Source organism: Streptomyces sp. NPDC094032 (genome assembly GCF_040303965.1).
Lineage (GTDB): Bacteria > Actinomycetota > Actinomycetes > Streptomycetales > Streptomycetaceae > Streptomyces.
In genome coordinates this window covers 156,169-179,798 of record NZ_JBEOUE010000004.1, presented here as the reverse complement: position 1 = coordinate 179,798, position 23,630 = coordinate 156,169, and the positions used below count along the sequence as shown (strand labels likewise).

Here is a 23,630-nt window from a genome sequence, read left to right as displayed (position 1 = left end):
GCGGATCAGGCCTCGTGCTGCGGGTGGTGCGCCGGGATCGGGGGGAGCTCGCCCGTGGTCTCGTACGCCGAGAGCATCTCGATGCGGCGGGTGTGGCGCTCGTCGCCCGAGTACGGGGTCGAGAGGAAGATCTCGACGAACTTCGTCGCCTCTTCCTGGGTGTGCATCCGGCCGCCGATGGAGATCACGTTGGCGTCGTTGTGCTCACGGCCGAGGGCGGCGGTCTGCTCGCTCCAGGCGAGGGCGGCGCGCACCCCCTTGACCTTGTTCGCGGCGATCTGCTCGCCGTTGCCGGAGCCGCCGATCACGATGCCGAGGCTGTCCTTGTCGGCGGCCGTCTTCTCGGCGGCGCGCAGGCAGAACGGCGGGTAGTCGTCGAGGGCGTCGTAGATGTGGGGGCCGCAGTCGACGGGCTCGTGGCCGTGGGCCTTCAGCCACTCGACGAGGTGGTTCTTGAGTTCGTAGCCGGCATGGTCGGAACCGAGGTAGACGCGCATGGTTCCGAGTGTGGCATGGCGGCGACGGGGTAGCCGTCAGCGGGGTCGGGACCTTGGTCCTGTCTGGTCCGGACCTTATGTCCTGAATCACGATCCGGAATCAACCCTTCCGCACGGGCCGAACTCCGGGTTACATGTGTCCAGCTCGTGACCCGAGCAAACCCCCCACCTCGAAGGAAGCGTTCATGAACACGCAACCGACCCTGGAGAAGGAAGGCGGGAACACCGGAGCCACCGGTGATTCACAGCAGTCCGACGGCTCCAACGGCCTCAAGGCAGGCCTCAAGAACCGCCACCTCTCGATGATCGCCATCGGTGGCGTGATCGGCGCCGGTCTCTTCGTCGGCTCCGGCTCCGGCATCGCCGCGGCCGGGCCCGCCATCCTCCTGTCGTACGCGCTGGTCGGCGCCATGGTCGTCTTCGTGATGCGGATGCTCGGCGAGATGGCGGCCGCCCGCCCCTCCTCCGGCTCCTTCTCCGCCTACGCGGACCGGGCGCTGGGCCGCTGGGCCGGTTTCACCATCGGCTGGCTGTACTGGTTCTTCTGGGTCGTGGTGCTCGCGGTCGAGGCCACCGCGGGCGCCAAGATCCTGGAGGGCTGGATCCCGGCCGTCCCGCAGTGGGGCTGGGCGCTCATCGTGATGGTGGTGCTCACCGCCACCAACCTCGGCTCCGTCGCCTCGTACGGCGAGTTCGAGTTCTGGTTCGCGGGCATCAAGGTCGTCGCCATCTCCGCCTTCGTCGTGGTCGGTCTGCTCGCCGTCTTCGGCGTGCTGCCGGGCTCGGACAACCCGGGCGCGGGCTTCGCGCACCTCACCGACACCGGGGGCTTCTTCCCGATGGGCGCGGGCGCGGTGCTCACCGGTGTGCTGATGGTCGTCTTCTCGTTCATGGGCAGCGAGATCGTCACCCTGGCCGCCGGCGAGTCGGAGGACCCGCAGCGGGCCGTCACCAAGGCCACCAACAGCGTGATCTGGCGGATCGGCGTCTTCTACCTGGGTTCGATCTTCGTCGTGCTCACCCTGCTGCCGTGGAACGACAAGTCGATCCTGGAGAAGGGCTCGTACGTCGCCGCCCTCGACTCCATCGGCATCCCGCACGCCGGCCAGATCATGAACGTGATCGTCCTGACCGCCGTCCTGTCCTGCCTGAACTCGGGCCTCTACACCGCCTCCCGGATGGCCTTCTCGCTCGGGCAGCGCGGTGACGCGCCGAAGGCGTTCGCCAAGGCCAACAAGCGGGGCGTGCCGCAGGCGGCGATCCTCTCCTCGGTGGTCTTCGGCTTCGTCGCGGTCTTCTTCAACTACAAGTGGCCCGACACCGTCTTCGCCTTCCTGCTGAACTCCTCCGGCGCGGTCGCCCTCTTCGTCTGGCTGGTCATCTGCGTGACCCAGCTGCGAATGCGCGGGATCATCCTGCGCGAGTCGCCCGAGAAGCTGGTCGTGCGGATGTGGCTCTTCCCGTACCTGACCTGGGCGACCATCGCCATGATCGTCGGCGTCCTCGGCTACATGGTCTACGACGGCGGCAGCAACCGGGAGCAGGTCGTGCTCTCGCTCCTGGTGGCCGCGCTCGTGCTGGCGATCGGGCTCGTCAAGGAGCGGATTGCCAAGCGTGCGCCGCAGACGGAGCTCGACCAGCGGGTCTGAGCCCCCTGTGACGTGAATATGGGAGAGGCCCCCGCCGGACTGGCGGGGGCCTCTCTCGCGCCCTGTCTTACGGGGCCGGGGTCAGCCCTTGCGGCCCACCAGCTTCCACGCGGTGGGCAGCGCGCCCATCGCGAGGGCGGCCTTGAGCGCGTCGCCGATGAGGAACGGGACGAGGCCCGCGGCGACGGCCTGGCCGAGGGTCATGCCGGTGGCCAGGGCCAGGTACGGCACGCCGACCGCGTAGATGATCGCGGAGCCCAGCACCATCGTGCCCGCCGTCCGCAGCACCGAGCGGTCGCCGCCGCGCCGGGCGAGGCCGCCGACGACGGTGGCGGCGAGCAGCATGCCGAGGATGTAGCCGAAGGACGGCATGGCCCAGCCGGAGCTCGCCTCGGCGAACCAGGGCAGGCCCGCCATGCCGGCCACGGCGTACAGGCCGAGGGAGAGGAAGCCGCGGCGGGCGCCGAGCGCGGTGCCGACGAGCAGGGCGGCGAAGGTCTGGCCGGAGACCGGGACCGGGGAGCCGGGGACCGGGACGGCGAGCTGGGCGGCGAGGCCGGTCAGCGCGGCGCCGCCGACGACCAGCGCGATGTCGCGGGCGCGGCTGGCGGGGATCAGGTCGGCGAGGACCGTTCCGGCGCGGAGCGGGCTGACGGGGGCGACGGGGGCGGCTGCGGTGCTCATCGGTACTCCGCGGGGTGTGGGCGACGGGGGGACAGGCTCGACCGTATGCCAGGGGTGAACGGCCGATCACCATCAGCCGCCCACAAAGCGGGGGTTGAGCCCTTCGTGGAGATCAAACAAACCCGCCCGATCGGGCCGTGCGCCACGTGACGCTTGTCACTGGGAACTCGCACCCGGAGGTCCCTTTTGCGCCAGGGGACTCCCACCGGAGAGACTGTGGGGTCTCCATAAACCCTTCCAGAGCGCGAGCCCCCCGCATGCACGACGCCCCCACCCCCGCAGCGGAGCCCCTCGCTCCTGAGCCGGAGCCCCTCTCACACGGTCTCAAGCAGCGGCATCTGACGATGCTGGGGCTCGGCGGGGTGATCGGCGCGGGGCTCTTCGTGGGCTCGGGAGCGGGCATCGCGGTCGCGGGTCCCGGCATCGTCGTGTCGTATCTGATCGCGGGCGCGCTCGCGATGCTGATCATGCGGATGCTGGGCGAGATGTCGGCGGCGATGCCGGCCTCGGGCGCCTTCTCGGTGCACGCGGAGCGGGCGCTGGGGCGCTGGGCGGGCTTCTCGGTGGGCTGGCTGTACTGGTTCCTGCTGGTCGTGGTGCTCGCCGTGGAGGCGACGGGCGCGGCGCGGATCGCGCACGGCTGGGTGCCGGGGGTCCCGCAGTGGGGCTGGGTGCTGGTCTTCATGGTGGTGTTCACCGCCACGAACCTGGCGGCGGTGAAGAACTTCGGCGAGTTCGAGTTCTGGTTCGCCGCGCTGAAGGTCGGCGCGATCGTGCTCTTCCTGGTGCTCGGCACGATGGCGGTCTTCGGCTGGCTGCCGGACACCGATCCGGTGGGTCTGGCCAACCTGACCGGCCAGGGCGGCTTCCTGCCCAATGGCTGGTCGGGGGTGGTGTCCGGGGTGCTCGCCGTGGTCTTCGCCTTCGGCGGCCTGGAGGTCGTGACCATCGCGGCGGCCGAGTCGGACGACCCGGCGCGCAACGTGGCGCGGGCGGTGCGCAGCGCGGTGTGGCGGATCCTCCTCTTCTACGTGGGCTCGATGCTGGTGATCGTGACCCTGCTGCCGTGGACGGCACTGGAGCCCGGCGAGTCGCCGTACGTGGCGGTGCTGGACTCGATCGGGGTGCCGGGGGCCGGGCAGATCATGAACGTGGTGGTGTTCGTGGCGCTGCTCTCGGCGCTCAACGCCAATCTGTACGGCTCCTCGCGGATGGTGTTCTCGCTGGCCGAGCGCGGGGAGGCGCCCAAGGGGCTGCTGCGGGTGTCCGGCGGAGGCGTGCCGCGGCGGGCGGTGCTGGCGTCGGTGGCGTTCGGCTTCGTCTCCGTGCTGCTCAATCTGAAGTGGCCGGATTCCGTCTTCCTCTACATGCTCAACTCGGTCGGCGCGGTGCTGCTCTTCGTCTGGGCGCTGATCGCGGTCTCGCAGCTGCGGCTGCGGCGCCGGATCGAGCGGGAGGCGCCCGAGACCCTGACGCTGAGGATGTGGGGCTTCCCCTGGCTGACCTGGACGGCGCTGGGGGCGATGGCCGTCGTGCTGGTCCTGATGCTGGCCGACGACGCGGCGCGGCCGCAGGTGCTGTGGTCGAGCGGGGCGACGGCGCTGGTCCTGGTGGTGGCGTGGCTGCGCGAGTCGCGCACAAAGCGGAAGTGATTCTTCACCTTGTGTGAAGGTCGTGCCCGTATAGCGGACATCCATTCCCTGTGAGCGGTACAGGCGCCCAGACTGTGGGCCACCCTCCCCGTCTCAGCTAGTGAACAGGGTTCGCCCATGTCCCGGACAAACGCGCCCGCGCCGGCCGACCGCAAGGACGGCAGCTCCGCCCCCGCAGAGGGGCTCACCCACGGCCTCAAGCAGCGCCATCTGTCGATGATCGCCCTCGGCGGAGTCATCGGCGCCGGCCTCTTCGTCGGCTCCGGCGCGGGCATCGCCGCCGCCGGTCCCTCGATCGTCCTCGCGTACGCGATCTCCGGTGTGCTCGTCATGCTGGTGATGCGCATGCTGGGCGAGATGTCGGCGGCGAACCCGGCCTCCGGCTCCTTCTCCGTCCACGCGGAGCGGGCGCTCGGCCCCTGGGCCGGCTTCACCGCGGGCTGGGCCTTCTGGTTCCTGCTCTGCGTGGCCGTCGGCCTGGAGGGCATCGGCGCCGCGAAGATCATGACCGGCTGGTTCCCCGGCACCCCCGAGTGGGCCTGGGTGGCGCTGTTCATGCTGGTCTTCTGCGGCACCAACCTGGCGGCCGTGAAGAACTTCGGCGAGTTCGAGTTCTGGTTCGCCGCGCTCAAGGTCGGCGCGATCGTCCTCTTCCTCGGCATCGGCGTGCTCGCCATCGTCGGCGTCCTGCCGGGCACCGACGCCCCCGGCACCGCCAACCTCACCGGCGAGGGCGGCTTCTTCCCCAACGGCTCCGAGGGCCTGATCGTCGGCCTGCTGGCCTCCGTCTTCGCGTACGGCGGTCTGGAGACCGTCACCATCGCCGCCGCCGAGTCCGAGCACCCGGTCCAGGGCGTCGCCAAGGCCGTCCGTACGGCGATGTGGCGCATCGCGCTCTTCTACATCGGCTCCATGGCCGTCATCGTCACCCTCGTCCCGTGGGGCGACAAGGCGGTCGTCGAGAAGGGCCCGTACGTGGCCACCCTCGACCACCTGGGCATCCCGGCGGCCGGCCAGATCATGAACGTGGTCGTCCTGATCGCCCTGCTCTCCGCGATGAACGCCAACGTCTACGGCGCCTCCCGCATGGCCTGCTCGCTGGTCGCCCGCGGCCAGGGCCCGAAGGCGCTCGGCCGCACCTCCGGCGGCGTGCCGCGCGCGGCGGTCCTGGTCTCCTCCGTCTTCGGCTTCGCCTGCGTGCTGCTCAGCTACTGGCGCCCGGACGACATCTTCATCTGGCTGCTCAACACGATCGGCGCGATCATCCTGGTCGTCTGGTTCTTCATCGCCGCCTCCCAGCTGGTGCTGCGCCGCCGCACCGAGCGCGAGGCGCCGGAGAAGCTGGTCGTGAGGATGTGGGGCTTCCCGGTGCTGACCTGGGTGGCGCTGGCCGGCATGGCGGGCATCTTCTTCCTGATGGCCCGCGAGGAGGGCACCCGGGTGCAGCTCTACGCGACGGGCGGCCTGACGCTGCTGCTCGCGCTGGTCGGCTTCGTCCTCCAGAAGAAGCGCGGGGCCGTCACCGACCAGGTGTGACCACGCGATCCGGTCGCCGCGCCCCGTCGAGCCCGAGCCCGTGCTCGGCGGGGCGCGGTGGCGTATCCGGGGTCAGGGCCCGCAGTACGGCGCGGTGCGCACGAAGCCGCCCATGTGCTCGTCGTCGGTGCCGAGGAGCACGTCACCGGTGCCGGGCAGGCACTCGACCGCCTCGATCTTGTAGCCGGGGAAGGTCCCGAGCACGGTCGGGCTCGCGGCGAGCGTGACCCGCACCGAGCCCGCCGCCGAGACGGTCACCCGGCCGGCCTCGCTCACCGCGGAGTCGAACGGGCCGTCGTCGCCCGCGTCCGAGGCGGAGCTCACCAGGATCCGGCCCGAGGCGGTCACGGAGATGTCGGAGATGTGCCGGGTGCCCTCGCCGGGCGGGTACGTCGAGAGGTAGGACCGCCGCGTCACGGAGCCGAACAGCGGCTGCCCCCACGAGGCGAAGGAGAGCGGCGCCGCGTACAGCGTCGCCGGCCGGCCGGGGCCCTCGCCGCGGTCCGCCCACAGGGCGGCCAGTTTCCCGCCGCGCGCCACGACGGCGAAGCTCTCGAAGTCGGCGCCCTCGCCGATCATCGGCAGCGGCGCGTAGTCGACGACGGTCGCGGTGTCGCCGGAGACGCGCAGCCGGTAGACGATCCCGCGGCTGGCGAGCGCCAGGTACTCGCCCGGCATGCCCGGGACCGCCTCGATCGCTTCGAGGTCCTCGGCGTAGGCCCCGTCCCAGGCGACCGGCGAGAGCGAGGCGGTGTCGTCCGTGTAGGTGAGCCGGGCCAGCCGGGGCTGGCCGGGGCGCTTGTTGTCGTGCGCGACGAGGGCGGTGCCGCCGTCCTCGGCCGCGAGGCCGCTGACGCCGGTACGGGCGTCGGAGCCGACCCGCAGCCACTCGTCGGCGGCGCCCGCGGGGGCGGTGCCGAGCAGGGTCAGGAGCGTGGTGATGGCCACCAGCTTGAGGGGGAGATTCACGCGGGCAGGTTATTGATCATCATTCGTCCGCTTCAAGCAGCGTTTGCTCCATCCGGACCTAGGGCCAAGGTCTGATCAACTTCGGCGACACCTGCTGCTAGCCTGCACTTGCATAAAGGTTGCAATTAGAAGACGTCGGCGAGAGGCTCGGCACATGGCCATCTACACCCTTCCGGAACTGCCGTACGACTACGCGGCCCTGGAGCCGGTGATCAACCCGCAGATCATCGAGCTGCACCACGACAAGCACCACGCCGCCTACGTCAAGGGTGCGAACGACACCCTGGAGCAGCTGGAAGAGGCGCGGGACAAGGACGCCTGGGGGGCGATCAACGGCCTGGAGAAGAACCTGGCCTTCCACCTCTCCGGCCACATCCTGCACTCCATCTACTGGAACAACATGGCGAGCCCGAAGGCCGGCGAGGGCGGCGGCGAGCCGCTGGCCGCCGACGGCGTCGGCGAGCTCGCCGACGCGATCACCGAGTCCTTCGGCTCCTTCGCCAAGTTCAAGGCCCAGCTGACCAAGGCCTCGGCGACCACCCAGGGCTCCGGCTGGGGCGTCCTCGCCTACGAGCCGATCAGCGGCCGCCTGATCGTCGAGCAGGTCTACGACCACCAGGGCAACGTCGGCGTGGGCTCGGTCCCGGTGCTCGTCTTCGACGCCTGGGAGCACGCCTTCTACCTGCAGTACAAGAACCAGAAGGTCGACTTCATCGACGCCATGTGGCAGGTCGTCAACTGGCAGGACGTGAACAAGCGCTACCAGGCCGCCAAGGCCAGCATCCCGCTGATCTCGTTCTGACAGCCCCTGACGGCACCCCTGCCGGCACCCCCCGTTCGTCCTGCTCGTGATCGTCTTCTCAACCTTCACTTGCGGGCGGAATGAAGAAGAACCCCCGCGATGACAGGAATCGCGGGGGTTCTTCCGTACGTACGGAACGGGCGCGGGCTACTCGAAGCTGGGCGCCGCCGTCCGGGTGCGCTTGATCTCGTAGAAGCCGGGCGTCGCCGCCACCAGCAGCGTGCCGTCCCACAGGCGGGCGGCGGCCTCGCCGCGCGGGGTCGGGGTGACGACCGGGCCGAAGAAGGCCACCTCGTCGCCGTCCGGGCCGGGGACCGCGATCACCGGGGTGCCGACGTCCTGGCCGACCTTCTCTATGCCCTCCTTGTGGGAGGCGCGCAGCTCGGTGTCGTAGGTGTCCTGGTCGGCGTAGTCCGCGAGGTCCTCCGGCAGGCCGACGTCGGTCAGGGCGCCGACGATCGCCTCGCGGGTCGGGCCCTCGCCGTTGTTGTGGAAACGGGTGCCGAGCGCCGTGTAGAGCTTGCCGACGACCTCGTCGCCGTGCAGCCGCTGCGCGGCGATCACCACGCGCACCGGGCCCCAGGCCTGCGTCTCCAGCATCTCGCGGTACTCCGGCGGCACCTCGTCGAGCCGGTCCTCGTTGAGGACGGCCAGGCTCATGACCTTCCAGCGCACGTCGACCGGGCGCACCTTCTCCACCTCCAGCATCCAGCGGGAGGTCATCCAGGCCCACGGGCACAGCGGGTCGAAGAAGAAGTCTGCGGTGGTCCTGCTCTGGGACATGTCTCTCCTCGGAAGGGCGCGGCGGTGCGAGGTGTGGCAACGCCTCGGACCGCCGCCGCATTCCCGTGGTGCTCCCGGTCAGTGGCACATGGGAGGATCGGTGCTGTTTCGAACGAGCCACGAAGGAGTGACCGTGCCCGGTGAGAACCTGTCCCGCGACGAGGCCCATGAGCGGGCGGAGCTGCTGTCCGTCGACGGGTACGAGGTCAGCCTCGACCTGCGCTCGGCGGTCGGCGAGTCCACGGAGGACGTGCGCACCTTCCGCTCCGTGACCACGCTCCGCTTCCGCCGTACGGGCGCGGGCGACGCCACGTTCGTCGACCTGATCGCCCCCTCGGTGAACGCGGTCACCCTCAACGGGCGCGCGCTCGACCCGGCGGTCGTCTTCGACGGGACCCGGATCGCGCTGGACGGCCTGGCCGACGAGAACGAGCTCGTGGTCGACGCCCAGTGCGCCTACAGCCGCAGCGGCGAGGGCATGCACCGCTTCGTCGACCCCGAGGACGGCGAGGTCTACCTCTACACGCAGTACGAGCCGGCCGACGCCCGCCGGGTCTTCGCCACCTTCGAGCAGCCGGACCTCAAGGCGCCGTTCCGCTTCGAGGTGTCCGCGCCCGAGGGCTGGACCGTGTGGTCCAACGGGGCCGGGCGGCAGGACGCCGACGGGGTGTGGCGGTTCGCCGAGACCGCGTCCATCTCCACGTACATCACCTGTGTCGTGGCCGGCCCGTACCACTACGTCACGGACAGCTACACGCGCGTGTTCGACGACGGCACCGAGCTGGAGATCCCGCTCGGCGCGATGTGCCGCAAGGGCCTCGCGAAGCACTTCGACACGGACGACGTCTTCCTGATCACCAAGCAGGGCCTCGACTTCTTCCACGACAACTTCGACTTCCCGTACCCCTTCGGGAAGTACGACCAGGCCTTCGTCCCCGAGTACAACCTCGGCGCGATGGAGAACCCGGGCATGGTGACCTTCCGCGAGGAGTACATCTACCGCGGCAAGGTGACGCAGGCGGCGTACGAGCGCCGGGCCAACGTGACCCTGCACGAGATGGCCCACATGTGGTTCGGCGACCTGGTCACCATGGTGTGGTGGGACGACCTGTGGCTGAAGGAGTCCTTCGCGGACTTCATGGGCGCGTTCTCGCTGGCCGAGGCGACCCGCTTCACCAACAGCTGGGTGACCTTCGCCAACAACCGCAAGGCCTGGGCGTACCGCGCCGACCAGCTGCCGTCCACCCACCCGATCACGGCCGACATCCGTGACCTGGAGGACGCCAAGCTGAACTTCGACGGCATCACCTACGCCAAGGGCGCCTCCGTCCTGAAGCAGCTCGTCGCGTACGCGGGCCGGGACGCGTTCCTGGAGGGCGCGCGCCGCTACTTCAAGCGCCACGCCTACGGCAACACGCGCCTCGTGGACCTGCTGACCGTCCTGGAGGAGACCTCCGGCCGGGACATGAAGGGCTGGGCCAAGTCCTGGCTCCAGACCTCCGGCGTCAACACCCTCACCCCGGCCGTCACCTACGACGCCGAGGGCCGGATCACCGAGCTCGCCGTCCTCCAGGAGGGCGACGAGCTGCGCCCGCACCGCGCCGCCGTCGGCCTCTACCGCCTCTCCGGCGGGGAGCTCGTCCGGTACGCGCGGGCCGAGGCCGACATCACGGGCGTCTCCACCGTCGTGGCGGAGCTGGCCGGTGCCGAGAAGCCGGACCTGGTGCTGGTCAACGACGACGACCTCACCTACTGCAAGGTCCGCTTCGACGAGGAGTCGCTGGCCACCCTGCGCGCGCACCTCGGCGACATCACCGACCCGCTGGCCCGCGCCCTGTGCTGGTCGGCGCTGTGGAACCTGACCCGTGACGGTCTGATGCCGGCCCGGGACTTCGTGCGGATCGCGCTGGAGTTCGCGGGCCGCGAGACCGACATCGGCGTGCTCCAGATGGTGCACGTCTGGGCGCGGACCTGCGTCACCGAGTACGCCGCGCAGGACTGGCGGCCCGAGGGCGGGCGGCTGCTCGCCGAGGGCGGGCTGCGCGAGCTGCGGCAGGCCGAGCCGGGCAGCGAGCACCAGCTGACCTGGGCGCGCTTCTTCGCCGCGGTGGCCTCCTCGGACGCGGACCTCCAGCTCCTGGAGGGCCTGCTCGACGGCAGCGCGGTGATCGACGGTCTCGACGTCGACCAGGAGCTGCGCTGGAGCCTGCTGGGCCCGCTCACCGTGCACGGCCGCGCCGACGAGGCCCGGATCGGCGAGGAGCTGGCCCGGGACGACACGGCGACCGGCAAGCGCCACCAGGTGCGGTGCCTGGCCGGGCGCCCCTCGGCCGCGGTCAAGGCGCAGGCCTGGGCGCAGGTCGTCGAGTCGGACGCGCTGTCCAACGCGCTGGTGGAGGCGACGATCTCGGGCTTCGCGCAGCCCTCGCAGCGCGAGCTGATCGCGCCGTACGCGGAGAAGTACTTCGCGGCGATCGAGCGGATCTGGGCGGAGCGCTCCATCCAGATCGGCATGGACGTCGTGCGGGGCCTGTTCCCGGCGCTCCAGGACCGCCCGGAGACCCTGGCGGCGACGGACGCGTGGCTCGCCGCGCACGCCTCGGCCGCCCCGGCGCTGCGCCGGCTCGTCCTGGAGTCGCGCGACGACCTGGCGCGGGCGCTGCGGGCGCAGGAGTGCGACGGGCGCGCTTCGTAGCAGCGGATCCGGTACGCGACGGCCCCCGGCGGTGCGCCCGCCGGGGGCCGTCGTGCGCCGGGGCCGCTCCCGGGGCCCCAGGGGTCGCTCCCGGCCGGCCGTCACGTATCGGCACTCGAACGCGCGTACTTTAGTGCGGAGTTGTCCGGATTGAGCGACTGGTTCGTAACAGCGGTTAGGGGCGGTCCGTCCGGCGGAAGACCGTCGACATGAACCACAACACCCCCAAGGCCCCCCTCTCCCCGCTCCCCCGCACCGGCGACGACCGGTTCCGGGAGGCGCTGCGGCTCGCCGGTGCCGACGCGATGCTCACCGGGCTCGCCGCGCTCGCCCTGCACGGTTTCGTCTCCGCCCCGCCGGCCGGGACGGTGAACCGGATCGACGTCCTGGTCCCGCGCACCCGGCGGCTGCGGTCCACCGGACGGCTCCGGGTGGTGCGCGCCGCCGAGCCGCCGCGCCCTGACGAGCTCGACGGCTTCCCCGTCGCCCCGGTCCCCCGGGCCCTGGCCGACGCCGTCGCGGCGCTGACCGACCCGGGCACGGTACGCCGGCTGCTCACCGAGGCCGTGAGCGGCGGCCACTGCGAACCGGCCGCGGTGGTACGCGAGTTGAACCGCGCCCGGCTGCTCAACCGGCCGCATGTGGTGGACGCGGTGGACGCCCTGCTCGCCGAGGGGCGCTCGCTGGCCGAGGAGCGGCTGTACGCGATGGTGCGCGAGTTCGCGCTGCCGGACCCGCTGTGGAACGTGGACCTGCGGCTGCCGGGCGGCCCGCACCTCGGCGGCCTGGACGCCTACTGGCCGGACCAGGCGGTCGCCGTGGAGCTGGACACCCGGGCGCCGCGCCAGGACGACGACGCGCTCTGGTCCGAGTACACGCGCAAGCGTGAGCACCTGGAGCGGCTCGGCATCACCGTCGTCCACCTCACCCCGCGCAAGCTGCGCGAGGCGATGGACCAGCAGGCGGCCGTGGTCCGTACGGCCCTGATGGCCGCGTCCGACCGGCAGCCGGCCGCCTACGTCGTCGTCCTGCCCCGCTGAGCGGCCCCGCTGGACCCCCGTACCGGCGAGGCCGCCGCCGCAGGGGGCTACTTCTTCGGGACCGTCCCGCAGAACTCGGCCTCGATCAGCGTCCCGCCGTCGCCGGTCCAGTCGGCGTTGAGGTTCCCGGCCAGGGAGTGCTCGCCGTCCCGGGTGGCGACTGCCTCGGAGCTGGAGCCGTGGATGCCGCCGCCGTGGCCCCACACCTCCTTGCCGCAGCTGAGCTTCTGCCGCATGAGCCCGAGGCCGTAGCCCAGCTCGGGCGTGACCTGGACGGTGTCCGTCATCTCCCTCAGCTCGGCGGCGGGCAGCAGCCGGCCCTTGAGCAGGGCCCGGTAGAAGGTCTGCAGATCGTTGGAGTCGGAGATCATCTCCCCCGCCGCGCCCGCGATGCTCGGGTTGAGCGCGGTCACGTCGTAGGTCGGGCCCGTCGTGTCGCGGGAGAGCTTGGAGTACGCGCCGGAGTGCGGCCTCGGCATCCGGGAGTCGGTGCCGGGGACGGAGGTGGCGCGCAGCTTGAGCGGCTTGATGATGCGCTTCTCGACCTCCTTGGCGTACGGGCGGCCGGTGACCTTCTCGATCACCATCCCGGCCAGGACGAAGTTGGTGTTGGAGTAGTTCCAGGAGGTGCCGGGCGCGAAGTCCGGCTGGTGGGCCATCGCGACGGCGACGAGCTGCTGCGGGGTCCAGGTGTCGTAGCGGTGCTGGAGGAAGTCGGTGCCGAACACCCGCGTCTGGAAGGCCGGGTCGCTGGTGTAGCTGTAGATGCCGCTGGTGTGGTTGAGCAGCTGGCGGACGCTGATCTTGCTCCCGTCGTGCCCGTTGCCGGTGACGACGCCGGGCAGCCACTTCTCGACCGGGTCGTCGAGGTCGATGCGGCCCTCGGCCTGGAGCTGGAGCAGGACGGTCGAGGTGAAGGTCTTGGTGATGGAGCCGACCCTGAAGCGGTCGTTCCCCTTGCGCTCGCCCGCGGTGCCGGTCCAGCGGCCCTTGCCGTCGCGGGCCTGGGCGACGGCGCCGGGCACGCCCGCGGCCACCGCCGCGTCCAGCGCCTGCTGGGTGGCGGCGTGCGAGGGCTTCGGCGGCGCGGCGGCGACGGCGGGCGCGGCGAGCGCGGTGGCGGCGAGGCCGGCCACGAGGGTGGCGGCCAGGACGGTACGGGCGGTGCGTGCGGCTGACATCTACGGGCTCCCCTGACGTACGTACGACTGCGTACTGCTTCGGTCAGGGGAGGGGACCACGGGGCACGGGCGGCGGGTTGAGCACCTCCGTGACGGTTGAGCCGTTTTCAGCCGTTCGCCGGATCATGGAGCGGCGAGTGCCCGAGGGGCGGCCGGTCGCGCCAGAGCTGGAGGCCGATGTCGACGAGCTCGACCCGGGCGAGCGAGGCCACGGACTCCAGCGGGTGCCAGGCGGCGAGGTCGGTGGAGCCGTCCTCCTCGTTCCGCAGCTCGCCGCCGGTGATCCGCACCTCGTAGAGGATCCGCAGCCCCTGCCAGTCGTAGGACCCGCCGAGCGGCCGGGTCCGCTGCCGCCGGATGGAGTCGATCCCGAGCAGCGCGGTCGCCTCGGCGGCGTACCCCGTCTCCTCGTCGACCTCCCGCACGACCGCCTCCACGGGCAGCTCCCCGTGATCCACCCCGCCTCCCGGCAGAGTCCACCGCTTCACTCCGGCCCGGTCCACCCAGCGGGCCAGGAGTATCCGCCCGTCACTGACACATACGGCGTAGGCCGCCACGCGCAACTCGGTCTGCATGGAGCGAGGTTAGAGGCTTTCAGAGCCAGTACGCGGGATAGCGCCGCCCCGTCAGCCGCGCGCCCGCGAGGCCGGTGGCGACGAGGACCAGGGTGGCGAGGGCGAGGAGGGCGAGGAAGGTCCAGAACGGCGGATTCTGGAGGGTGACGATCACCGCGGTCGCCGCGGCCGGGGAGTGCGGGGTGCGGGCGGCGGACATCACACCGAGGGCGAGGCCGCCCGCGACGGCGGCGCCCCACAGGCCGGGGCCGGTGAGCGCGAGGACGGCGAAGCCGGTGAGGGCGGAGAGGAGCTGGCCGCCGACGACCGAACGGGGCTGGGCGAGCGGCAGGTCGGGCGCGCCCGCGACGAGGGCCATGCTCGCGGCGAGCGGCGGGATGAGCAGCGGCTCGTGGAGCACGGTGCCGATCGCGACGAGCAGCAGCAGCGCGGTGACGCTGACGGCGGTGGAGGCGAGCAGCACGCGGGGGCGCGGGCGGGCGGGGGCGGTGGCGGGAGCAGGGGTGGGGACGGCTGCGGTGGTGGTCATGGGCGGTCCTTCGGGACGGGTGGGTTCGACGGGGAGTACTCGGGGGCCGACCAGCGCAGGGGGCTGGCGTCCCTGGTCTCCGCCACCGCGTCCAGACGGAAGCGGACCGCGCGGCCCTCGGGGCCGTACTCGGTGTGGGCGAAGCCGGAGAGCTGGAGGGTGGTGCCGGTGCGCCAGTCGAGGAAGAGCAGCCCGGCGCGGCCGTCCTCCTCCAGGTTGCCGAGGGTGAGGAACATGGCGTTGCCCGGGTAGTCGGCCCAGCGCAGTTCGGTGGGCGAGACGAGCTCGACGAAGCCGGGGCCGCCGCCGCGGTGACTCGCCTCGACGCCGTCGGGTGCGGCGGTGGCGACGAAGAAGGTGTCGGCGGTGCGGATCAGGTGTTCCTGGTCGGGGGTGAGGGCGCGGGCGTGGCGGGTCGCCGCGGGGCGGGACTCCCGCTCGTAGCCGTACAGGTCGCGTCTCTGGAGGTACTTCGGGCAGTTCGAGAAGACCCGCTCCGTCTCGACGAGCACCCCGCGGGCGCTGGGGCGCGCGGTGCCGTTGAGGCGCAGTCTGCGGCGGGTGCGGGGGTCGAGGGCGATGGTCCCGACGGGGGTGCCGGCGTCGGTGACGGCGGTCGCGAGGGGGTCGCGGGCGGGGACGCCGCCGGCGACGGAGACGGTGTGCGGGCCGGTCGCGCGGGTGAAGCCGGGGCGGCCGGTGAGCAGGCTCGCCCAGACCCGGCCGTCCGGGGCGGCGGCGCCGAGCACGAGCATCGGCTGGGCCGCCAGGAAGGCGGCGGCGACGGGGCGGATGCCGGGGCTGATGGATCTGCCGACGTGCTCGGCGAGGTCACGGACTCCGACGCGGTGCTGAACGGCGAGGGAGCCGGGGTGGTAGGCGCGCATGGTGGGCGGACCTCCTCGGATACGAGCGAACTAACCATTGACTTCGACTTTAGAGGTTAGAGCGCACCGCGCGCAACCAGTCACGTAACCTTGAGGGGTTAGTCCGGGATCAGTCCGGGATCGGTCCGGGATCAGTCCGGAATCCGTCGCCGAGGAGGGCGTCCGCCATGACCGTCTCCGATCCGCGGCCGCTCGTCGGCGAGCCCGTCTCCCTCGACCTGCTCAACACCCGCTGGATGGCGGACGGCGTGCGCCAGGACCTGCTCACCGGAGTCGAGGGGCTCGGCGTCTGGCTCCGCTCGAACGGGCTCGACGGGCGCTTCCGCGCCGACGACGTCACCCTGCGGCACACCCTGGCCGCGCGCGACGCCCTCGGGAGCCTGGTCGACCGGCCCGGCGACCCGGACGCCACCGCCCGGGTCGACGCGGTGCTCGGACACGGCCGGATCCGGGCCACGCTCACCGCCCAAGGGCCGGGCGAGGAGGCTGAGTTCGCGGATCTCGCCTGGGGCCCGGGATGGACCGCCGCGCGCGACTACCTCGACCTGCTGCGCGCGAATCCGGAACGCATCCGCAAGTGCGCGCACGAGGCGTGCATCCTGCACTTCTTCGACACCTCGCGGAACGGCACCCGCCGCTGGTGCTCGATGGCGGCCTGCGGCAACCGGGCCAAGGCCTCGCGCCACTATGCCCGTACAAAGGACAACTAGTCACCCACGGCAGGGCCTTCACCTCGTCCCCGTTGGACACCTTTCGTCCCCTGTGGCGCATCTTCCGCAGTGGCGGATGTGTGCCACGCGCGCATTCCGCCCGCCGGTAACTCTCCCCAAACCCCTGTCATTTGCGAAAGGCTGAGCGGTCATCCGGTACCGAAATCCGGACCCTCTTCTTTCACAATCAGGGATGTAAATGACCACCCCCGAAACCCAGAGCTCCATATCCGGACGCTCCACCTCCGGGACCAGGCGAGCGGCCCGCATCGCGGCCGCCGCGGGCCTCGTGACCGCGCTGGTCGCGGCCGGCGCCGCCCCGGTCCTGGCCGCCGACGACCCGGCGACCGGCACCACTCCGGTGAAGATCGCCGACCCGGCCGACAAGCTGGGCGCCACCGACGCGCAGCGCCTCTCCGAGGCCGAGGCCTCCGGCCAGTCCCACGTCACCGTCCTCGTCGCCACCGCCCCCGGCGCCACCGAGCAGGTCGCGGGCCAGCTCGACGCCGTCCCCGGTGCCTCCGTGGGCAAGCAGGACGACAAGCTGGGCTACGTCCGCGCCACCCTGCCGACCGGCAAGGCCGACGCCGCCATCAAGGCCGCCACCAAGCTCTCCTCCGTGCAGTCGGTGGACCTCCAGGCGGAGATCAAGCAGGACGACCCGACCCCGGACGCGGGCACCACGGGCGCCGTCGACGGCACGACCGTCACGCGCGTCTACCCGGCCCCCGGCAAGGACACCCCGGCGAAGAACCCGTACAACCCGTCCCACGAGACCGGTGCGGTGGACTTCGTCAAGGAGCACCCCAAGGCCGACGGCCGCGGCGTGACCATCGGCATCCTCGACTCCGGTGTCGACCTCGGCCACCCGGCCCTGCAGAAGACCACCACCGGCGAGCGCAAGATCGTCGACTGGGTCACCGCCACCGACCCGCTCACCGAGAGCGACGGCACCTGGCGCGCCCAGATCACCCCGGTCACGGGCTCCGCCTTCACCGCCGGCGGCCAGAGCTGGAAGGCCCCCGAGGGCTCGTACCAGTGGAGCCGCTTCAGCGAGTCGGTCACCGCGGGCGGCGACCCCAAGGGCGACATCAACCGGGACGGCGACACCACCGACCGCTTCGGTCTGCTGTACGACCCGGTCGCCGGCACCGTCCGTGTGGACACCGACCAGGACGGTGACTTCACGAACAACGAGCCGATGAAGCCGTACAAGGACGGCAACCAGATCGGCTACTTCGGCACCGACAACCCGGCCACCGAGGTCGTCGAGAAGACCCCGTTCGTCGTGCAGATCCGCAAGGACGTGCCGATGGACCCGCTGGGCGGCACCTGGGTCGGCAAGAAGGCCGACTTCGTCAACGTCGGTCTCGTCGAGTCCTCGCACGGCACCCACGTCGCCGGTATCACCGCGGCCAACGGCCTGTTCGGCGGCAAGATGAACGGCGCCGCCCCCGGCGCGAAGATCGTCTCCGCCCGTGCCTGCACCTGGACCGGCGGCTGCACCAACACCGCGCTGACCGAGGGCATGATCGACCTCGTCGCCAACCGCGGCGTCGACATCGTCAACATGTCGATCGGCGGCCTGCCGCTGCAGAACGACGGCGACAACGTGCGCGCCCGCCTCTACACGCGTCTCATCGACACGTACGGCGTGCAGCTGGTCATCTCGGCCGGCAACGAGGGCCCCGGCATCAACACGATCGGCGACCCCGGCCTGGCCGACAAGGTCCTGTCGGTCGGCGCGGCCGTCTCCAAGGAGACCTGGGCCGCCAACTACGGCTCCGCGGTCGAGAAGAAGTACGCCATGTTCCCCTTCTCCTCGCGCGGCCCGCGTGAGGACGGCGGCTTCACCCCGACCATCACCGCCCCCGGCTCGGCCGTGAACACCATCCCGACCTGGCAGCCCGGCGCGGGCGTCGCCGAGTCCGGCTACGCGCTGCCCGCCGGCTACGGCATGCTCAACGGCACCTCGATGTCCTCGCCGCAGGCGGCGGGCGCGAGCGCGCTGCTGATCTCCGCGGCCAAGCAGAAGAAGATCGCGCTCTCCCCGCTCACCCTGCGCACCGCGCTCACCTCGACCGCGAAGCGGATCCCGGGTGTCGCGGCCCACGAGCAGGGCGCCGGCCTCATCGACATCGAGGACGCCTGGGAGTCGATCAAGGACGGCGCGACCGCCCACGACTACAAGGTCGAGGCCCCGGTCGACACCGCGATCTTCCCGGCCCCGCACACCGGCACCGGCGTGTACGACCGCCAGGGCGGCCTCAAGGTCGGCCAGAAGAAGGTCTACGACGTCACCATCACGCGCACGAGCGGCCCGGACGGGGCGATCGAGCACGAGCTGGACCTGAAGTACAACGACGGCACCTTCCGCATCCTCGGCGACGACGAGATCGACCTGCCGCTGAACAAGCCGGTCACCGTCAAGCTGCAGGCCCGTCCGACCTCCGCCGGCGTGCACAGCGTCATCCTGGAGGCCGACGACGAGCGCACCGAGGGCGTCGACAAGCAGATCCTCGCCACCTCGATCGTCTCCAACGACCTGGTCGGCCCGGGCTACGGCTTCTCCGCCACCTCGACGACCCAGCGCAACAGCAGCAAGTCGTACTTCGTCACCGTGCCGAAGGGCGCCAAGACCCTTGAGGTCAACCTCAGCGGGCTGAAGGAGAAGAGCCAGACCCGGTTCATCACCCAGCACCCGTACGGCGTGGCCCTTGAGGACAACGCGACGAACCAGTGCTACCCGCACTACAACCCGGCGAACACCTGCCGTCCGGACCTGCGCTCCTACGCCAACCCGATCCCGGGCGTGTGGGAGATCATCGTCGAGTCCCGCCGTACGTCGCCGGACCTGGACAACCCGTTCAAGCTGGACGTCTCGGTGCTCGGCGCGTCCTTCGACCCGGCCGTCCAGACGGTCCCCGAGGCGAAGGTCGGCACCCCCGCCGCCGTCTCCTGGAAGGTCTCCAACGAGTTCGCGGCCCTCGACGGGCGTCTGAAGGGCGGCTCGCTCGGCTCGCAGAAGTCCGAGAAGGCGACCATCCAGCACCACGAGCAGCAGATCAAGACCGTCACCATCGGTGAGGGCGTCGAGCGTCTCGACATCGCCATCGGCAACACCTCCGACCTGTCGGCCGACCTCGACCTCACGGTCAAGCTGGGCGACACCCAGGTCGGCCAGTCCGCCGACGGCGACTCCGAGGAGTCCGTCAGCCTGGTCAAGCCCGCCCCCGGCACGTACACCGTCATCATCGACGGCTACTCGGTGCAGGCGGCCGGCGGCACCAGCTACGACTACAAGGACGTGTACTACTCGTCCGCGCTCGGCTCCGTGAAGGTCGACGAGTCGAAGCCGGTCCAGCTGGCCAACGGTGGCACCGCCCAGGTCGCCGCCGAGGTCCTGGTCAACGCCGCGGCGCCCGAGGGCCGCCAGTTCTTCGGCGAGGTCCAGCTGCTGAACGCCCGCGGCACCGCCGCCGGCACCGGCAGCGTCGTGATCGGGAACGTCCTCCCGTAGCGCCGTGTGAACAGTGAGGGGCGGGTGCCGGAACCGGCGCCCGCCCCTTCGCCGTCTCCCCGGGCGTCCGCCGTCCGTCCAGGGGCCGTCCCGACCCTTGGACAATGGATTGGACAAGGCGGGCCGGGACACCCGCATGATGGAACCGCCAGCACCCTGCACAAACGTACGGAGGACCCCCGTGAAGGTCGGAATCGTCGGAGCCACCGGTCAGGTCGGCACAGTCATGCGCAGGATCCTGGCCGAGCGGAACTTCCCGGTGGACGAGCTGCGACTCTTCGCCTCCGCCCGCTCCGCCGGCAGCGTCCTGGACGGCGTCACCGTCGAGGACGCCTCCACCGCCGACTACACCGGCCTGGACATCGTGCTCTTCTCCGCGGGCGGCGCCACCTCCAAGGCGCTCGCCGAGAAGGTCGCCTCCCAGGGCGCCGTCGTGATCGACAACTCCTCCGCCTGGCGCAAGGACCCCGAGGTCCCGCTGGTCGTGTCCGAGGTCAACCCGCACGCGATCAAGGACCGCCCCAAGGGGATCATCGCCAACCCGAACTGCACCACGATGGCCGCCATGCCGGTCCTCAAGCCGCTCCACCAGGAGGCCGGTCTGGTCGCGCTGGTCGCCACCACGTACCAGGCCGTGTCCGGCTCCGGTCTGGCCGGTGTCGCCGAGCTCGACGGCCAGGTCAAGGCCGTCGCCGAGGGCGCCACCGCGCTGACCCACGACGGCGGGGCCGTCGCCTTCCCCGAGCCGGGCGTCTACAAGCGTCCGATCGCCTTCAACGTGCTGCCGCTGGCCGGCGCCATCGTCGACGACGGCTCCTTCGAGACCGACGAGGAGCAGAAGCTCCGCAACGAGTCCCGCAAGATCCTGGAGATCCCGGAGCTCAAGGTCTCCGGCACCTGTGTGCGCGTCCCGGTCTTCTCCGGCCACTCGATCCAGGTCAACGCCCGCTTCGAGCGCCCGATCGGCGTCGAGCGCGCCTACGAGCTGCTGAAGGACGCCGAGGGCGTCGAGCTCTCCGAGATCCCCACCCCGCTCCAGGCGGCCGGCAAGGACGCCTCCTTCGTGGGCCGGATCCGCGTCGACGAGACCGTCGACCACGGCCTCGCGCTCTTCCTCTCCAACGACAACCTGCGCAAGGGCGCCGCCCTGAACGCGGTGCAGATCGCGGAGCTGGTGGCGGCCGAACTCAAGGGCTGAAAACGCCACCAAAGGCATCAAAGGGCGGCCATCCGTGGGATGGTCGCCCTTCCCTTGTTCGCCCTGGGAAATGCGCCGTGCGCTGCCGACGCACCCCGTGGAAGGATGGCCCAAACGTCACGAAACCGAGGAGTTGACCGGGTGCCTGGCACAAACCTGACCCGTGAAGAGGCGGCGCAGCGGGCGAAGCTGCTGTCCGTGGACGCGTACGAGGTCGACCTCGACCTCACCGGTGCGCAGGAGGGCGGCACCTACCGGTCCGTCACCACCGTCCGCTTCGATTCCGCCGAGGCCGGGGCCGAGACCTTCATCGATCTCGTCGCCCCCGCCGTCCACGAGGTCGTGCTCAACGGGCGCAGCCTCGACGTCGCGGCCGTCTTCCGGGACTCCCGGATCGCGCTTGCGCACCTCGCCGAGGGGCGCAACGAGCTGAAGGTCGTCGCCGACTGCGCGTACACCAACACCGGTGAGGGCCTGCACCGGTTCGTCGACCCCGTCGACGGCCAGGCCTATCTCTACACGCAGTTCGAGGTGCCGGACGCCCGCCGCGTCTTCGCCTCGTTCGAGCAGCCCGACCTCAAGGCGACCTTCCAGTTCACCGTGAAGGCCCCGGCCGGCTGGTCGGTCATCTCCAACTCGCCCACGCCGGAGCCCAAGGACGACACCTGGGTCTTCGAGCCGACGCCGCGGATCTCCACGTACATCACCGCGCTGATCGTCGGCCCGTACCACTCGGTGCACTCGACGTACGAGGGCCCCGACGGCCAGGTCGTGCCGCTGGGCATCTACTGCCGTCCGTCGCTGGCGGAGTTCCTGGACGCGGACCACATCTTCGACGTGACCCGCCAGGGCTTCGGCTGGTTCCAGGAGAAGTTCGCGTACGACTACCCGTTCGCCAAGTACGACCAGCTCTTCGTGCCGGAGTTCAACGCGGGCGCGATGGAGAACGCGGGCGCGGTCACCATCCGCGACCAGTACGTCTTCCGCTCGAAGGTCACGGACGCGGCGTACGAGCGGCGCGCCGAGACCATCCTGCACGAGCTCGCCCACATGTGGTTCGGCGACCTCGTCACCATGGAGTGGTGGAACGACCTGTGGCTGAACGAGTCGTTCGCCACCTACACCTCGGTCGCCTGCCAGGCGTCCGTCGAGGGCACCCGCTGGCCCAACGCCTGGACGACCTTCGCCAACGCGGAGAAGACCTGGGCGTACCGCCAGGACCAGCTGCCGTCGACGCACCCGATCATGGCGGAGATCAACGACCTGGAGGACGTGCTCGTCAACTTCGACGGGATCACGTACGCCAAGGGCGCCTCCGTCCTGAAGCAGCTCGTCGCCTACGTCGGCCAGGACGAGTTCTTCAAGGGCGTGCAGGCCTACTTCAAGGCCCACGCCTTCGGCAACACCCGTCTGACGGACCTGCTGGGCGCCCTGGAGGAGACCTCCGGGCGTGACCTGAAGGCCTGGTCGAAGGCGTGGCTGGAGACCGCCGGCATCAACGTGCTGCGGCCCGAGATCGAGACCGACGAGAACGGCTCGATCACCTCCTTCGCCGTCCGCCAGACCGCCCCGGCGCTGCCGGCCGGCGCCAAGGGCGAGGCCGTGCTCCGCCCGCACCGGATCGCGATCGGCTTCTACGACCTGGACGCGGCCGGCAAGCTGGTCCGCACCGAGCGGGTCGAGCTGGACATCGAGGCGGCCGAGCTGACCGCGGTGCCGCAGCTCGCGGGCAAGTCCCGTCCGGCGGTCGTGCTGCTCAACGACGACGACCTGTCGTACGCGAAGGTCCGCCTCGACGAGGTGTCCCTGAAGAACGTCACCGCGCACCTGGGCGACTTCACCGAGTCGCTGCCGCGCGCGCTGTGCTGGGCCTCTGCCTGGGACATGACCCGGGACGCCGAGCTGGCCACCCGCGACTACCTGGACCTGGTGCTCTCCGGCATCGCCAAGGAGACCGACATCGGCGTGGTCCAGTCGCTCCAGGGCCAGGTCAAGGCGGCCCTGGACCTGTACGCGGCGCCGGAGTGGCGCGCCGAGGGCCTGGCCCGCTGGGGCGCCTTCGCCCAGGAGCAGCTGCGCGCGGCGGCCCCGGGCGGCGACCACCAGCTGGCGTGGGCGCGGGCGTTCGCGGCCACCGCCCGCGAGGACGCGGAGCTCGACGTGCTCGCCGGTCTGCTCTCCGGTGACGTGACGATCGACGGCCTGGCCGTCGACACGGAGCTGCGCTGGGCGTTCGTGCAGCGGCTCGCGGCGACCGGCCGGTTCGACGAGCCGGAGATCGCGGCGGAGCTGGAGCGCGACCGCACCGCGGCGGGCGAGCGTCACGCGGCGACGGCCCGCGCGGCCCGTCCGACGGAGGCGGCGAAGGCCGAGGCGTGGGCGCAGGTCGTCGAGGGCGACACGCTGGCCAACGCGGTGCAGGAGGCCGTGATCGGCGGCTTCGTGCAGGCCGACCAGCGCGAGCTGATCGCCCCGTACACGGCGAAGTACTTCGCCGCGATCAAGGGCATCTCGGAGACCCGCAGCCACGAGATCGTGCAGCAGATCGTGGTCGGTCTCTACCCGTCGCTCCAGGTCTCGCAGGAGACCCTGGACGCCACGGACGCGTGGATCGCCGCGAACGACCCGGCGCCGGCGCTCCGCCGCATGGTGACGGAGTCCCGCGCGGGCATCGAGCGCGCGCTGAAGGCGCAGGCCGCGGACACGGCCGCCGCCTGACGGGT

18 protein-coding genes are annotated in these 23,630 nt (G+C 71.2%); 10 read left to right on the top strand and 8 right to left on the bottom strand.

The window, feature by feature from the left end:
• Window positions 1-5: 5 nt before the first annotated feature.
• Entirely contained in the window at window positions 6-497 is a 492-nt protein-coding gene (locus tag ABTZ54_RS08940; protein WP_351658841.1) for a ribose-5-phosphate isomerase, read from the bottom strand.
• Between the two features lie 185 nt (window positions 498-682).
• On the opposite strand from ABTZ54_RS08940, the gene ABTZ54_RS08935 reads away from it, so the two are divergent.
• Entirely contained in the window at window positions 683-2,146 is a 1,464-nt protein-coding gene (locus ABTZ54_RS08935) for an amino acid permease (RefSeq protein ID WP_351658839.1), read from the top strand.
• 81 nt (window positions 2,147-2,227) lie between these two features.
• On the opposite strand, the gene ABTZ54_RS08930 is transcribed toward ABTZ54_RS08935, so the two are convergent.
• Complete coding sequence (locus tag ABTZ54_RS08930) at window positions 2,228-2,830, bottom strand: biotin transporter BioY (RefSeq protein ID WP_351658838.1); 603 nt, start codon at window positions 2,828-2,830, stop codon at window positions 2,228-2,230.
• Between the two features lie 257 nt (window positions 2,831-3,087).
• On the opposite strand from ABTZ54_RS08930, the gene ABTZ54_RS08925 reads away from it, so the two are divergent.
• Together ABTZ54_RS08925 and ABTZ54_RS08920 are read left to right on the top strand one after the other, a co-directional pair.
• Entirely contained in the window at window positions 3,088-4,482 is a 1,395-nt protein-coding gene (locus ABTZ54_RS08925) for an amino acid permease (protein ID WP_351658836.1), read from the top strand.
• Between the two features lie 117 nt (window positions 4,483-4,599).
• Window positions 4,600-6,018 (top strand): amino acid permease, encoded by a 1,419-nt coding sequence (locus tag ABTZ54_RS08920; RefSeq protein WP_351658835.1) that lies wholly within the window; start codon window positions 4,600-4,602, stop codon window positions 6,016-6,018.
• Between the two features lie 72 nt (window positions 6,019-6,090).
• Here the strand turns inward: ABTZ54_RS08920 and ABTZ54_RS08915 are convergent, their stop codons facing one another.
• Entirely contained in the window at window positions 6,091-6,987 is an 897-nt protein-coding gene (locus ABTZ54_RS08915) for a hypothetical protein (protein ID WP_351658834.1), read from the bottom strand.
• A gap of 154 nt (window positions 6,988-7,141) precedes the next feature.
• Between ABTZ54_RS08915 and ABTZ54_RS08910 the strand changes: the two genes are divergently transcribed.
• A complete protein-coding gene (locus tag ABTZ54_RS08910) occupies window positions 7,142-7,789 on the top strand; it encodes a superoxide dismutase (RefSeq protein WP_351658832.1) in 648 nt (215 codons plus the stop codon).
• Between the two features lie 147 nt (window positions 7,790-7,936).
• Here the strand turns inward: ABTZ54_RS08910 and ABTZ54_RS08905 are convergent, their stop codons facing one another.
• Entirely contained in the window at window positions 7,937-8,572 is a 636-nt protein-coding gene (locus ABTZ54_RS08905) for a mycothiol-dependent nitroreductase Rv2466c family protein (protein ID WP_351658830.1), read from the bottom strand.
• A 133-nt stretch (window positions 8,573-8,705) separates the two neighbouring features.
• Here ABTZ54_RS08905 and pepN (ABTZ54_RS08900) point away from each other — a divergent pair, with 133 nt between their 5' ends.
• Complete coding sequence (pepN, locus tag ABTZ54_RS08900) at window positions 8,706-11,267, top strand: aminopeptidase N (protein WP_351658829.1); 2,562 nt, start codon at window positions 8,706-8,708, stop codon at window positions 11,265-11,267.
• Between the two features lie 209 nt (window positions 11,268-11,476).
• Window positions 11,477-12,307, top strand: coding sequence for a hypothetical protein (locus ABTZ54_RS08895; protein ID WP_351658827.1), 831 nt, complete (start codon window positions 11,477-11,479; stop codon window positions 12,305-12,307).
• A 47-nt stretch (window positions 12,308-12,354) separates the two neighbouring features.
• On the opposite strand, the gene ABTZ54_RS08890 is transcribed toward ABTZ54_RS08895, so the two are convergent.
• From ABTZ54_RS08890 to ABTZ54_RS08875, 4 genes are all read right to left on the bottom strand, one after another.
• The gene (locus tag ABTZ54_RS08890; RefSeq protein ID WP_351658825.1) at window positions 12,355-13,488 is read right to left on the bottom strand and encodes a serine hydrolase domain-containing protein; all 1,134 of its coding nucleotides are present in this window, start codon (window positions 13,486-13,488) and stop codon (window positions 12,355-12,357) included.
• Between the two features lie 107 nt (window positions 13,489-13,595).
• Entirely contained in the window at window positions 13,596-14,063 is a 468-nt protein-coding gene (locus ABTZ54_RS08885; RefSeq protein WP_351658823.1) for an NUDIX hydrolase, read from the bottom strand.
• Between the two features lie 19 nt (window positions 14,064-14,082).
• On the bottom strand, window positions 14,083-14,592 hold the full coding sequence (locus tag ABTZ54_RS08880; RefSeq protein ID WP_351658821.1) for an HPP family protein: 510 nt from the start codon (window positions 14,590-14,592) through the stop codon (window positions 14,083-14,085).
• Window positions 14,589-15,479: a pyridoxamine 5'-phosphate oxidase family protein gene (locus ABTZ54_RS08875; protein WP_351658819.1), complete on the bottom strand. Its 891-nt coding sequence runs from the start codon at window positions 15,477-15,479 to the stop codon at window positions 14,589-14,591. The genes ABTZ54_RS08880 and ABTZ54_RS08875 overlap by 4 nt, the downstream gene beginning before the upstream one ends.
• A 167-nt stretch (window positions 15,480-15,646) precedes the next feature.
• Here ABTZ54_RS08875 and ABTZ54_RS08870 point away from each other — a divergent pair, with 167 nt between their 5' ends.
• The 4 genes from ABTZ54_RS08870 to pepN (ABTZ54_RS08855) all read left to right on the top strand — a co-directional run bounded on the left by ABTZ54_RS08870 (window position 15,647) and on the right by pepN (ABTZ54_RS08855) (window position 23,625).
• Entirely contained in the window at window positions 15,647-16,189 is a 543-nt protein-coding gene (locus ABTZ54_RS08870; RefSeq protein WP_351658817.1) for a CGNR zinc finger domain-containing protein, read from the top strand.
• 199 nt (window positions 16,190-16,388) lie between these two features.
• The gene (locus ABTZ54_RS08865) at window positions 16,389-19,709 is read left to right on the top strand and encodes a S8 family serine peptidase (RefSeq protein WP_351658815.1); all 3,321 of its coding nucleotides are present in this window, start codon (window positions 16,389-16,391) and stop codon (window positions 19,707-19,709) included.
• Between the two features lie 181 nt (window positions 19,710-19,890).
• Entirely contained in the window at window positions 19,891-20,907 is a 1,017-nt protein-coding gene (locus ABTZ54_RS08860; protein WP_351658813.1) for an aspartate-semialdehyde dehydrogenase, read from the top strand.
• A gap of 141 nt (window positions 20,908-21,048) precedes the next feature.
• The gene (pepN, locus tag ABTZ54_RS08855) at window positions 21,049-23,625 is read left to right on the top strand and encodes an aminopeptidase N (protein ID WP_351658811.1); all 2,577 of its coding nucleotides are present in this window, start codon (window positions 21,049-21,051) and stop codon (window positions 23,623-23,625) included.
• Window positions 23,626-23,630 lie beyond the last annotated feature (5 nt).

Coding starts and splice junctions, on each gene's coding strand:
- ABTZ54_RS08880 (WP_351658821.1), bottom strand. CDS start 14,592: ATGACCACCACCGCAGCCGTCCCCACCCCTGCTCCCGCCACCGCCCCC.
- ABTZ54_RS08925 (WP_351658836.1), top strand. CDS start 3,088: ATGCACGACGCCCCCACCCCCGCAGCGGAGCCCCTCGCTCCTGAGCCG.
- ABTZ54_RS08930 (WP_351658838.1), bottom strand. CDS start 2,830: ATGAGCACCGCAGCCGCCCCCGTCGCCCCCGTCAGCCCGCTCCGCGCC.
- ABTZ54_RS08935 (WP_351658839.1), top strand. CDS start 683: ATGAACACGCAACCGACCCTGGAGAAGGAAGGCGGGAACACCGGAGCC.
- ABTZ54_RS08910 (WP_351658832.1), top strand. CDS start 7,142: ATGGCCATCTACACCCTTCCGGAACTGCCGTACGACTACGCGGCCCTG.
- ABTZ54_RS08865 (WP_351658815.1), top strand. CDS start 16,389: ATGACCACCCCCGAAACCCAGAGCTCCATATCCGGACGCTCCACCTCC.
- ABTZ54_RS08875 (WP_351658819.1), bottom strand. CDS start 15,479: ATGCGCGCCTACCACCCCGGCTCCCTCGCCGTTCAGCACCGCGTCGGA.
- ABTZ54_RS08895 (WP_351658827.1), top strand. CDS start 11,477: ATGAACCACAACACCCCCAAGGCCCCCCTCTCCCCGCTCCCCCGCACC.
- ABTZ54_RS08905 (WP_351658830.1), bottom strand. CDS start 8,572: ATGTCCCAGAGCAGGACCACCGCAGACTTCTTCTTCGACCCGCTGTGC.
- ABTZ54_RS08920 (WP_351658835.1), top strand. CDS start 4,600: ATGTCCCGGACAAACGCGCCCGCGCCGGCCGACCGCAAGGACGGCAGC.
- ABTZ54_RS08890 (WP_351658825.1), bottom strand. CDS start 13,488: ATGTCAGCCGCACGCACCGCCCGTACCGTCCTGGCCGCCACCCTCGTG.
- ABTZ54_RS08940 (WP_351658841.1), bottom strand. CDS start 497: ATGCGCGTCTACCTCGGTTCCGACCATGCCGGCTACGAACTCAAGAAC.
- ABTZ54_RS08870 (WP_351658817.1), top strand. CDS start 15,647: ATGACCGTCTCCGATCCGCGGCCGCTCGTCGGCGAGCCCGTCTCCCTC.
- ABTZ54_RS08885 (WP_351658823.1), bottom strand. CDS start 14,063: ATGCAGACCGAGTTGCGCGTGGCGGCCTACGCCGTATGTGTCAGTGAC.